Genomic DNA, 12005 nt, shown 5'->3' on the forward strand with positions numbered 1-12005 from the left:
GTAAACGAAAAAAGGGTCCGACGAATCGGACCCTTCTTTCTTGAAGCTGGCGGAGCGGACGGGACTCGAACCCGCGACCCCCGGCGTGACAGGCCGGTATTCTAACCAACTGAACTACCGCTCCAGTTTTTCGGTCTTGCGAAGACCACTACTAAGACAAGAAAAAAGGCCCGATTCATCGGACCCTTCTCTTTGAAGCTGGCGGAGCGGACGGGGCTCGCCCACGTTCCGCGGGCCGCGGATTCCCTTGCAAGGGAATCCCTTCTCGCCCAAATTCGTGTTCCCCGCAGGGGGAACACTCTTCTTCCTAAATGCTGGCGGAGCGGACGGGGCTCGAACCCGCGACCCCCGGCGTGACAGGCCGGTATTCTAACCAACTGAACTACCGCTCCGTTTTTTCTGATCGTTACTTCGATCGATACTCTGATCTGGTGGGCGCTGAGAGGGTCGAACTCCCGACCTAATCCTTGTAAGGGATCCGCTCTACCAACTGAGCTAAGCGCCCGCTCTCTTTTCAGAGTGTTCGTCTGACGTTTGTCACCACGTCCGAAGAGGCCCGAATCATAGCGTAAGGCTTCGAGATCGCGCAAGGGTTTTTCATAAAAATATGCAAAAGGCGTTCTGTCGGCGCGGCTGATCCGCATCGGTATCGCACCGCATGCGCCGTCATCAAGCGGCGCGGACGGTGAGCGATTCATACACCTTGGGTATGAAATTTGAATTTAACTTTTGATTACACCAACCTGACAAAGCACAAAGTCGTGCACGCCTGAGGGTTTTTTTATGCTTATCGAATAGGCAAATCTCTTGATCTATACATGAAGTAATTGATGTTGTAGACATGCCAATGAAGTTCAACCATATGTTATTTGGCGTACATACAAACTTTGCAAATAAACGATGTTTTTGTTAACTCAGCCATAAAAACCGTTGCGCGAACGCGTCAAACGCTTGGAAATTCCCTGCGCGCATATTTACTCAGGAGTAGTCTTTTGAAGCCGCCAGCAGAGGGCACCCCGGTAGGGAGATAACCGGGGAACCATAAAACAGGGCAGCTTTGCCCTGACGGAAAACTAACAGCAAAGGACGAAACATGAAGTCGACGCATTCGATCTATCCGAGCTTGTTGAAAGTCACTGCAGCACTGGCCATCGTCGTGGGTCCGCTCCACGCCTCGGCCGCCGTCCCCGATGCCGTTCCCGGCGCCGCCCCGGAAGCGCAATACATCCTGCATACCGATCGCATGATCGTGAAGTACAAGGACGCCAAGGTCGTCAACGGCCGCGCCTTCGTACCTGCCGTGACCGCGGCGCGCCAGGCGGCCGTCGACCGCGCCGGCCAGGATTTCGGCGCCAAGCTGGCTCCGATGCACAGCATCGCCACCGGCGCGCATGTGATGAAGCTGAACCGCAAGCTCTCGCTGACCGAAGCGGGTGCGCTGGCCAAGGAAATGATGGCGCGCGACCCGTCGATCGAATATGCCGAGCCGGACCGCATCATGACCAGGATGATGACGCCGAACGACCCGCGCTACACCGAGCAGTGGCACTACTATGAAGCGACCGGCGGCCTGCGCCTGCCGGCAGCCTGGGACAGCTCGACCGGGGCCGGCGTGCGCGTCGCCGTCATCGACACCGGCTACCGTCCACATGCCGACCTGTCGGGTCAGATCCTGGCCGGCTACGACTTCATCTCCGACACCGCCGTCGCCAACGACGGCAACGGCCGCGACAGCGACGCGTCCGATCCGGGCGACTGGGTCTCCGCCAGCGAATGCTACGCCGGCAACGCGGCATCGGGCTCGAGCTGGCACGGCACCCACGTGGCCGGCACCATCGCCGCCGCGACCAACAACGGCGTCGGCGTGGCCGGCGTCGCCTTCGGCGCCAAGATCGTGCCGGTGCGCGTGCTCGGCAAGTGCGGCGGCTACACCTCGGACATCGCCGACGCGATCGTCTGGTCCTCGGGCGGCAGCGTCAGCGGCGTACCGAACATCGCGGCCCGCGCCCAGGTGATCAACATGTCGCTGGGCGGCAGCGGTTCCTGCGACACTACCACCCAGAACGCGATCAACAGCGCCCGTTCGCGCGGCACCGTCGTGATCGTCGCGGCTGGTAACGAAAACCAGAACGCCTCGAACTCGAACCCGGCCAACTGCTCGGGCGTCGTGACCGTGGCTGCGACCACCCGCGCCGGCGGCAAGGCTTCGTACTCGAACTACGGCACCGTGGTCGACGTGGCGGCGCCGGGCGGCGGCACCGGTGGCAGTATCCTGTCGACCCTGAACAGCGGCACCAGCTCGCCGGGTTCCGACAGCTACGCCGGCTACCAGGGGACCTCGATGGCGACGCCGCACGTCGCCGGCGTGGCGGCCCTGATGCTGGCGAAGAACGCGGCGCTGACGCCCGACCAGATCGAGTCCAAGCTGAAGAGCACGGCACGCGCCTTCCCGGCGACCTGCTCGGGCTGCGGCACCGGTATCGTCGACGCGGCAGCAGCGGTGGCATCGGCCACCGGCACCACCCCGGCGCCGGGCCCGACCATCAGCGAAACCGAGTCGAACAACACGATCTCGACCGCGAACGCGATCAGCACCAGCGGCACGGTCGTCAACGGCACCATGAGCGCCAGCACCGACACCGACTACTTCGTGGTCCAGCTGCCGGCCGGCAAAACGCTCACGGCGACCATGACCCCAGGTTCGTCGACCGCCGACTACGACCTGTACATCTACAACAGCGCCGGCACCCAGCTGGCGCTGAGCGAAAAGAGCGCCGGCGCGGTCGACAGCGCTTCGGTGACGAACTCGACCACCGCTACCTCGGCACGCTATGTGCGCGTCAAGTACTACAGCGGCGGCACCGGTTCGACCAACGGCAAGTACACGCTGAGCCTGGGCTGGTAATTGCAGTAAAAACAGTCGAGTCCCAAGGGTGAAAGACGCGCGGCTTGCCGCGCGTCTTTTTTTGTTTCTTCGTAGGGTGGGCTCTCGAGCCCACGCGGTGATCGATAACGGCTCCGATGTCGGACTCGGTGATCTCGCTGCAAACCATCACCGCGTGGGCACAGCGTGCCCCCCCTACTTGCACCAAACCGCAATTGACGAGATACTGTACGGAATTACAGTAGTCGGCTCCCGCCGCCGCCCGAGTGAACGCCCCCGCACGTAAAATCATCCATTGCGATTGCGACTGCTTCTATGCGTCGGTCGAGATGCGCGACGATCCCTCGCTGCGCGGCCGGCCGCTCGCCGTCGGTGGGCGGCCGGACCAGCGCGGGGTGATCGCGACCTGTAATTACGAGGCGCGCCGCTACGGCATCCACTCGGCCATGGCCACTGCCCAGGCAATGAAACTGTGTCCGGACCTGCTGGTGATCCCGCCGGCAATGGAAAAGTACCGCATCGCGTCGCGCCAGATCATGGACATCTACCGCGACTACACGGAACTCGTCGAACCGCTGTCGCTGGACGAAGCCTATCTCGACGTGTCGAATTCGCCGCATTGCAAGGGCAGCGCGACCCTGATCGCGCAGGAAATCCGGCGCCGCATTGTCGAGACCGTCGGCATCACGGCGTCGGCCGGGGTGGCGCCAAATAAATTCGTGGCGAAGATCGCCAGCGACTGGAACAAGCCCGACGGCCTGTTCCTGGTGCGTCCGGAAGAGGTAGATGCTTTCGTTGCCGCACTGCCTGTGAAGAAGCTGCACGGCGTCGGCAAGGTCACGGCCGCCAAGATGAACAACCTGGGCCTGAAAACGTGCGCTGACCTGCGCGGCTGGAGCCTGCACAAGCTGCAGGAGCACTTCGGCAGCTTTGGCGCGCGTTTGCATGACCTGTGCCGGGGCATCGACTACCGCGAAGTGTCGCCCGAGCGCGAGCGCAAATCGGTCAGCACCGAGGAAACGTATACGCCCGACGTGCCGGACCTGGCGGGCTGCCTGGCCCTGTTGCCGGACCTGTATGAACATCTGCTGGGGCGCATCAAGCGCAACGGTGCCGAAAAATTCATCAATAAGCTGTTCGTGAAAATCAAATTCGCGGACTTCCAGCAGACCACGGTCGAGTGTGTCGGTTACGCGCCACATTTGCCGAGCTATGCGCGCCTGATGGAAATCGGCTGGCAGCGCGCCAGCCGCCCGGTCCGCCTGCTGGGCGTCGGTGTACGCCTGGGCGAGGCCGAACATGTCGAGCAGCTCAGCCTGTTTGACGAACACACAACACATTGAATTGTTGATGTTGCCTGCCAAAAATAGTGCGACATCAGCGTGTAAAATGTCGTTCCCCTGAAATACTGAGACAACAGAAAGCAACTATGTGGTTCAAGAATCTTCAGATTTACCGCCTGCCCCAGAACTGGGCGTTCACCCCTGAACAAATGGAAGACGCGCTGCAGTCGCAGGCTTTCACGCCGGCCAGCAGCAATGAACTGCTGCGCCAGGGCTGGGATTCGCCGCGCGGCAACGGCAAGCTGGTCCACGTGGTCAACAAGCAGATGCTGATGATGCTGGGCACGGAAAAGAAACTGCTGCCGAGCTCGGTGATCAACCAGGTGGCCAAGGCCAAGGCGGCCGAACTGGAAGAGCAGCAGGGCTTCCCGCCGGGCAAGAAGGCGATGAAGGAATTGAAGGAACGCGTGGCCGACGAACTGCTGCCGCGCGCATTCTCGATCCGCAGCAATGTCTGGACCTGGATCGACCCGGTCAACGGCTGGCTGGTGATCGATGCCGCCAGCCCCTCGAAGGCCGACGACGTCATCAAGCTGCTGCTCAAGGCGGTCGACAAGCTGCCGCTGGAATCGCTGCGCGTGCAGCGCTCGCCGGTGGCCGTGATGACCGGCTGGCTCGAGTCGGACGAAGCGCCGTACAACTTCACGATCGACCAGGATACCGAACTGCGCGCCACCGGCGAAAGCCGCGCCGCCGTGCGCTACGTGAAGCACTCGCTGGACCCGGAAGACATCCGCCGCCACATCGCCTCGGGCAAGCAGTGCACCCGCCTGGCGATGACCTGGAACAGCCGCGTCTCGTTCGTGCTGACCGAATCGCTGGCGATCAAGGGCGTCAAGCCGCTGGATGTGATCAAGGAAGGCGAAACCGTCACCTACAGCGACGACGAGCGTTTCGATAACGACATCATGCTGATGACCGGTGAACTGGCCAAGATGCTGACCGACGTGGTCGAGGCGCTGGGCGGGGAAGCGAAGGCGTAAGGGTTCCGCGGCATTTGCCGAAGGGCGTAGGGTGGGCTCTCGAGCCCACGCGGTCGTGCTGACGCATACCACGACCGTCACCGTATCGACCGATCATCCGTCGTACCGCGTGGGCACAAGTGCCCACCCTACCAGAAGCAAAAAACGGACCCTCACGGGTCCGTTTTGCTTTACTGCCGAGGCAAACGCAGCTTACTTCGCCCCCACCTCCTCGCTGGTCGCCGGTTCTTCGCGCTTGCCGTCGGTATAGGTCGACCCTTGCCGGTTGTCGTGCGGCGCTGGTTTACCCGGCAGCGGCGGCAGGGCCTTGGCCTTCTCGAGGTCGATGCCGGCGATTTCCGCCACGCGGCGACCGTAGTCCTCGTCGCAATGCCACAGGTGCCACACCATGCGCAGCTGGATCGGTTCCGGGCACTGCTTCAGGTCGCCGCCGACGTTGTTGACCAGGTCGTCGCGTTCCCAGTCCTGGAAAGTACGGTAGCGGTCGCCGGCCTGCTTGTAGTCGGCGGCAGTCGAGGTGGTCTGGTAGCGGCCCAGGTGGCCTTCCACGTACTGGTGGTAGTCGCGCTGCGGTTGCGGCGCTTCCTGCATGCCGCCCATCAGGCTCGGCTCGTAGTTGATGTGCTTGTTCTCTCCGCCGTCGTCGACGTAATAGGTCATCTGGCCGTCGCGCTGGTTGGTCTTCGCGCGCGCCTTTTCCTGCGGCGCGTTGATCGGCAATTGCAGGTAGTTCGGGCCGACGCGGTAGCGCTGGGTGTCGGAGTAGGACAGGGTGCGGCCCTGCAGCATCTTGTCGTCCGAAAAATCGATGCCGTCGACCAGTACGCCGGTGCCAAAGGCCGACTGCTCGGTCTCGGCGAACACGTTGTCCGGGTTTTTATCCAGCACCATGCGGCCTACCGGCAGCAGCGGGAACTGGTCTTCCGGCCAGCGTTTGGTGTCGTCGAGCGGATCGAAGTCGAGCTCGGGATGCTCGCCGTCGGCCATGATCTGCACGCAGAATTCCCATTCCGGATAGTCACCGCGCTCGATCGCCTGGTACAGGTCGCGCGTGGCGTGGCTGGTGTCGTGGGCCTGGATCTCGGCCGCCTGCTGGGCGGTGAGGTTGCGCACGCCCTGGCGCGGCTGCCAGTGGAATTTCACGAGGTGGGCCACGCCCTCGTCGTTCACCAGTTTATAGGTGTTGACGCCGGAACCTTCCATTTCGCGGTAGTTGGCCGGGATGCCCCATGGGCTCTTGACCCAGGTAACCATGTGCAGCGATTCCGGGTGGTTCGCGATGAAGTCGTAGAAGCGCCAGGGTTCCTGCTGGTTGGTGACCGGGTCGGGCTTGAAGGCGTGGATCATGTCCGGGAACTTGATGGCGTCGCGGATGAAGAAGACCTTCAGGTTGTTGCCGACCAGGTCCCAGTTGCCCTCGACGGTTTTCAGTTTGACGGCAAAGCCGCGCGGATCGCGCGCCGTTTCCGGCGACTCCTTGGCGCCGATCACGGTCGAGAAACGTATGAACACGGGCGTCTGCACGCCGACCTCGGTCAGCACCTTGGCGCGGGTGTATTTGCTGGCCGGCTCGTCGCCGATCTTGCCGTAGGCTTCGAAATACCCGTGGGCGCCGGTGCCGCGCGCATGGACCACACGCTCGGGAATGCGCTCGCGGTCGAAGTGGGTGATTTTTTCGATGAATTGATAATTCTCGAGGGTTGCCGGACCGCGCTCGCCGACGGATCGCAGCGACTGGTTGTCGCGCACGGGATGACCCTGGCGGGTGGTCAGGATGGGACGGTCTGACATGAGAACTCTCCTCTGATTCATGGGAGAGAAAAGTATAGGAAGATATTCCGAAGGGGGGCGCGCTGCTGCCCTTCGGAATGTCCAGTCCGCCGGGGCCGGTCAGAGCGGCTGGAATACGCCGGCGGCGCGGTTTTTCGTGACGTTGTCCCAGCTAAATACCTGCCCGTTCATCGCCACGTAGACGCCGGGCGGCAGGGTTTGCGCCACGCCGCAGGCGAAGCCGAGGTTGAACAGGGCGTCCGAATTCGCGATCTCGTAGGGGATCATGGCGCCGGTCAGCACGATGGTCTTGTCGAGCTGGGCGCCGCCGAGCACGCCCGCGGTGTCGCGCATCGTGTCGGTGCCGTGGACGATGACGATCGCCTTCTCCGAGGCGGCCTGGCAGGAAGCCAATACGCGCTGGCGGTCGGGGTCCTGCATGTCGAGCGAATCGAGCAGCGGCAGCACTTCGAGCTCGACGGGAATGGTCATGCGGGCACGCGCGATGACAGCTGGCAAGTGGCTTTCGGCGAAGCCAAGCACACCGTTCAGCTCGTTGTAGTGTTTGTCGAAGGTACCGCCGGTGGCGATGAGTCGCAAAGTCATATCGGTTTGTAAAGGCAGTGAAAAAAGGTGGGTAATGATAGCCGCAAACGGTAGTGTATCCATATGTGACTGGGCTAGAATCGACCGAATCGGATGAGTAGACTGACCTTTTCCTCAGGCATTAACTAAGATAGAACATGAAAGCCGTTGCTCCAGGAACCGTTATTTTTCACCGTCATCGCGGATATGGCGTGATCACCCACGTCAACCTGCTGACCGGGTGGATTTCCGCGCGGTTCGGCAGCGAATCGCGCACGCTCGACCTGAACCTGTCGAGCGACGAAGTACAACATGCCGATGGCGAACCGATCCTGTTCCGCCGCACCCCGCCCGACCGCATGCCGCATGCGCGCCTGATGGCCGTGGTGCGCGAACTGCACAAGGCCGGCTACCAGAAGCTGTACCTGTATTCCTGGCCGAAACCTTCCGGCTTGCACTGGCGCTGGCACCTGTTCACCGGCCAGCGCAACTGGATGCAGCGCTCCTGGCGCGAAGGCTGGTATGGCTCGGGCGCCGACTACAACAACAATCCGGTGATGGGATGGGGAGATTCCCCAGGCGCCAGCACCGAGGAACTGATCCATGCGCTGGCGAAGTTCGACCCGCAGGGCCTGGCCCAGGCCCTGGGCCGCGACGACGACCACAGCGCCTGGTTCGCCGATGTTTGCGAGCTGCTGCTGCCGGGCTACATGTACAGCCTGAACATGGAGCGTCCCGCCGGCGGCGGCCTGGTCGAGGCGCCGCCGGTGCCCGTGGTGCCAGTACGCGCGGGCGTGAAACCGTATGCCGGTCCCGATATCGGCTGGCCGCCGGGCTGGGCAGGCTTGTGGACGGGTACGCACGTGATGCCGACGCGGCGCATCAACTTGACGGGCGAGCCGGAGCTGGGCTGACCTTACCAGTAGGGTGGGCACCTGTGCCCACGCGAAACTCCGCATTGCGTTAACCGCGTTGGGGAAGCAACCGCGGATCAATCGAAGCGCTTCCCACTGATCATTCGAGACTTTTCGCCAGCGCGGCTGTTGCGGAAGATAATGTGCCAACACCTTGCGGGCTTCCGCGTGGGCACGGGGTGCCCACCCTACGCCCTCCGCTCGACGTTACGTCTTTAACGCTTCCGGATTCAAAATATTCGTCGGCGTCCCCGCCGCGAAATTGGCGATGTTCTCGAACGCGGCCCGGAAATAAATTTCGTAGCTGTCCTGTTCGACGTAGCCCAGGTGCGGCGTGGCCAGCACGGTCGGGATACGCAGCAGGGGTGCATCCGGCGCCAGCGGCTCGCTGGTGAACACGTCCAGGGCCGCACTGCCGGGACAGCCGCGGCGCAGCGCTTCCTCGAGCGCGCCTTCTGCCACCAGTTCGGCCCGGCTCGTGTTCACGAACAAGGCGTCGGGCTTCATGCGGGCCAGGTCCTCGCCGGTGACGATGCCGCGCGTCGCGGGGCCCAGCCGCAGGTGCAGGCTCAGCACATCGGCTTCGGCAAAGAAGGCCGCGCGCGATGGCGCCGCGAGACAGCCGTCGGCCACCGCCGCGGCGCGGCTGGTCTCGCTTCCCCACACCATGACCTGCATCCCGAAGGCCTTGCCGTAGCCCGCCAGCATGCGGCCGATCTTGCCGTAGCCCCAGATCCCGAGCATGCGCCCATGCAGGACCCGGCCCAGGCCGTTCAGCTGCGGGTTGACCGAGGCCGTCTGCCAGCTCCCTTCCTTCAAATTGGTCGCATACGGCAGGATCTTGCGGCTGGCGGCCATGATCAGGGCCCAGGTCAGCTCGGCCGGCGCGATCGGCGAGCCGACGCCTTCGGCAATCGCGATGCCGCGCGCGCTGGCCGCCGCCACGTCCACATGCCCGCTGACCTTGCCCGTCTGCGAGATCAGTTTCAGATTCGGCAGCTTGTTCAGCAAGGCCGCCGGGAGTGCGGTGCGCTCCCGGATCAGGACCAGCGCATCGAAGCCGGCCAGCCGGATGGCGAGCTGGCCCACGCCGCGCGCCGAATTATTGAACACTTTGACCTCGTGACCGTCCAAAATTTTGTAACAGTCGAGACCCGGGACGACGTTCTGGTAGTCGTCAAGAATGGCAATTTTCATGGAAGTTGGCCGAAGTTATTGATGAGTACGTAAAGGAATAACACGATCTGGAGGAATCAAAGTAGCCCACTACTTTAGTCAACTATATTTCCTACATTTTTCCGGCCGAAGAGCTTGTGCATCGGTTTCAGGGGTGTACAATCGCCCGAATATTAAGGGTTTGACACCACCGTTTCTTATATCAGACCCGGCTGCACCGTTCCACTCGGCTCGCCAGGCGAGCTTGTCGACATGACCGCCGTACCGCCGCGCTCGCCCGAGCGAAGGGATTCACAACGCAGTCCCGGGCCCACGACGATCTGCCGTGCCGGGACAAGACCAGAATTCTTTATTGGCATTGGAGGTACTATGAACCAGCCCGTGATGGGCGGCGTCGCCGCACTGAACGTTCCAGCTTACATCAAACACCAAAAGCTCATCAATTGGGTCGCGGACATTGCCGCCCTGACGAAGCCTGACGCTATCTACTGGTGCGACGGTTCCGAGGAAGAGTACGATCGCCTGTGCGCACAGATGGTCGAAGCCGGTACGATGAAGCGCCTGAACCCGGAGAAGCGGCCGAATTCCTACCTGGCCCATTCCGATCCGTCGGACGTGGCGCGCGTGGAAGACCGCACCTTCATCTGCTCGGCGACCAAGGAACAGGCTGGTCCGACCAACAACTGGATGGACCCGGCCGAGATGCGCACGACCCTGAACGGCCTGTTCGACGGCTGCATGGCCGGCCGCACGATGTACGTGGTGCCGTTCTCGATGGGCCCGCTCGGTTCGCCGATCGCCCACATCGGCGTCGAGCTGTCCGATTCGCCGTACGTCGCCGTGAACATGCGCATCATGACGCGCATGGGCAAGGCCGTCTATGACGTGCTGGGCGAGAACGGCGAGTTCGTGCCGTGCGTGCACAGCGTCGGCATGCCGCTGGCCGCCGGCCAGCAGGACGTGCGCTGGCCGTGCAACAGCACCAAGTACATCGTCCACTATCCGGAAACCCGCGAGATCTGGTCCTTCGGTTCGGGCTACGGCGGCAACGCGCTGCTCGGCAAGAAGTGCTTCGCGCTGCGCATCGCCTCGAACATGGGCTACCAGGAAGCGCAGGCAGGCGGCACCGGCTGGCTGGCCGAACACATGCTGATCCTGGGCGTCGAGTCGCCGCAAGGTGACAAGAAATACGTCGCGGCCGCCTTCCCTTCGGCCTGCGGCAAGACCAACTTCGCCATGCTGATCCCGCCGACCTCCTTCAACGGCTGGAAGGTCACCACCATCGGCGACGACATTGCCTGGATCAAGCCGGGCGCGGACGGCAAGCTGTACGCGATCAACCCGGAAGCCGGCTACTTTGGCGTGGCCCCGGGCACCAACGACAAGACCAACTCGAACTGCATGTCCTCGCTGCGCGAGAACGTGATCTTCACCAACGTCGCGCTGACCGACGACGGCGACGTCTGGTGGGAAGGCATGACGAAAGAGGCCCCGGCGCACCTGATCGACTGGCAAGGTAAAGACTGGACCCCGGCGTCCGGCACCAAGGCCGCGCACCCGAACGCCCGCTTCACCGTGGCCGCCACCCAGAACCCGGTGATCGACCCGGCCTGGGACGATCCGGCCGGCGTGCCGATCTCGGCCTTCATCTTCGGCGGCCGCCGCTCGACCACGGTGCCGCTGGTGACCGAAGCGCGCGACTGGGTCGAAGGCGTCTACATGGCCGCGACCATGGGCTCGGAAACGACCGCCGCCGCCGCCGGCCAGATGGGCGTGGTGCGCCGCGACCCGCTCGCGATGCTGCCTTTCATCGGCTACAACATGAGCGACTACTTCCAGCACTGGCTGAACCTCGGCAAGAAAGTCGCCGAGAAGAACGCGGCCGCGCTGCCGAAGATCTTCTGCGTCAACTGGTTCCGCACGGACGAAGCCGGTAACTTCGTCTGGCCGGGCTATGGCGACAACATGCGCGTGCTGAAGTGGATCCTGGAGCGTACCGAAGGCCAGGCCGGCGGCAGCGAGCACCTGTTCGGCACCTCGCCGAACTACGGCGACCTGAACTGGGATGGCCTGGAGTTCACGCAAGAACAGTTCACCCAGATCACCTCGATCGACAAGGACGCCTGGCGCGAAGAACTGAAATTGCACAGCGAGCTGTTCGAGAAGCTGGCTTACCACCTGCCGCAGGAGCTGGTGGAGACCAAGGCCAAGCTGGAAAAGCAGCTGGCGCAGTAAGTTTCTGAGGAGGGGCGGCGCGTGTTGAGCGCCGTCACGTGAAAAAGGGCAGGGCCGTGTGGTCCTGCCCTTTTTTTATCAACATGTAGGGTGGGTTCTCGAACCCACCGCATGC

The 12005-nt window shown here is 62.8% G+C and carries 8 protein-coding genes and 3 tRNA genes; 5 read left to right on the plus strand and 6 right to left on the minus strand.

The window, feature by feature from the left end; all coding sequences use genetic code 11:
* Positions 1-47: 47 nt before the first annotated feature.
* From ACFOPH_RS19370 to ACFOPH_RS19380, 3 genes are all read right to left on the minus strand, one after another.
* Positions 48-124, minus strand: a tRNA-Asp gene (locus ACFOPH_RS19370).
* Positions 125-315: 191 nt separating this feature from the next.
* Positions 316-392 (minus strand) — tRNA-Asp (locus ACFOPH_RS19375).
* A 37-nt stretch (positions 393-429) separates the two neighbouring features.
* Positions 430-505: transfer RNA gene (locus ACFOPH_RS19380), tRNA-Val, on the minus strand.
* A gap of 588 nt (positions 506-1093) precedes the next feature.
* On the opposite strand from ACFOPH_RS19380, the gene ACFOPH_RS19385 reads away from it, so the two are divergent.
* The 3 genes from ACFOPH_RS19385 to ACFOPH_RS19395 all read left to right on the plus strand — a co-directional run bounded on the left by ACFOPH_RS19385 (position 1094) and on the right by ACFOPH_RS19395 (position 5210).
* Positions 1094-2905 carry a S8 family peptidase gene (locus ACFOPH_RS19385; protein WP_312547384.1) on the plus strand — a complete coding sequence of 604 codons (1812 nt, stop codon included), beginning with the start codon at positions 1094-1096 and terminating at the stop codon, positions 2903-2905.
* Between the two features lie 245 nt (positions 2906-3150).
* Positions 3151-4227 (plus strand): DNA polymerase IV, encoded by a 1077-nt coding sequence (gene dinB, locus ACFOPH_RS19390; RefSeq protein ID WP_312547385.1) that lies wholly within the window; start codon positions 3151-3153, stop codon positions 4225-4227.
* 86 nt (positions 4228-4313) lie between these two features.
* A complete protein-coding gene (locus tag ACFOPH_RS19395) occupies positions 4314-5210 on the plus strand; it encodes a recombination-associated protein RdgC (protein WP_312547386.1) in 897 nt (298 codons plus the stop codon).
* 192 nt (positions 5211-5402) lie between these two features.
* On the opposite strand, the gene ACFOPH_RS19400 is transcribed toward ACFOPH_RS19395, so the two are convergent.
* Together ACFOPH_RS19400 and ACFOPH_RS19405 are read right to left on the minus strand one after the other, a co-directional pair.
* Positions 5403-7001, minus strand: coding sequence for a catalase (locus ACFOPH_RS19400; protein ID WP_379736980.1), 1599 nt, complete (start codon positions 6999-7001; stop codon positions 5403-5405).
* 99 nt (positions 7002-7100) lie between these two features.
* Positions 7101-7586, minus strand: a complete 486-nt coding sequence (locus ACFOPH_RS19405; protein WP_312547390.1) for an asparaginase domain-containing protein — start codon at positions 7584-7586, stop codon at positions 7101-7103.
* A 137-nt stretch (positions 7587-7723) separates the two neighbouring features.
* Between ACFOPH_RS19405 and ACFOPH_RS19410 the strand changes: the two genes are divergently transcribed.
* Positions 7724-8479 (plus strand): L-asparaginase, encoded by a 756-nt coding sequence (locus ACFOPH_RS19410; RefSeq protein WP_312547392.1) that lies wholly within the window; start codon positions 7724-7726, stop codon positions 8477-8479.
* 207 nt (positions 8480-8686) lie between these two features.
* Here the strand turns inward: ACFOPH_RS19410 and ACFOPH_RS19415 are convergent, their stop codons facing one another.
* Positions 8687-9676, minus strand: coding sequence for a D-2-hydroxyacid dehydrogenase family protein (locus tag ACFOPH_RS19415; RefSeq protein WP_312547393.1), 990 nt, complete (start codon positions 9674-9676; stop codon positions 8687-8689).
* A gap of 348 nt (positions 9677-10024) precedes the next feature.
* Here ACFOPH_RS19415 and ACFOPH_RS19420 point away from each other — a divergent pair, with 348 nt between their 5' ends.
* Positions 10025-11890, plus strand: a complete 1866-nt coding sequence (locus ACFOPH_RS19420) for a phosphoenolpyruvate carboxykinase (GTP) (RefSeq protein WP_312547394.1) — start codon at positions 10025-10027, stop codon at positions 11888-11890.
* Positions 11891-12005 lie beyond the last annotated feature (115 nt).

The sequence above is a fragment of the Massilia haematophila genome (assembly GCF_042647645.1).
Classification (GTDB): Bacteria; Pseudomonadota; Gammaproteobacteria; order Burkholderiales; family Burkholderiaceae_D; genus Telluria; species Telluria haematophila.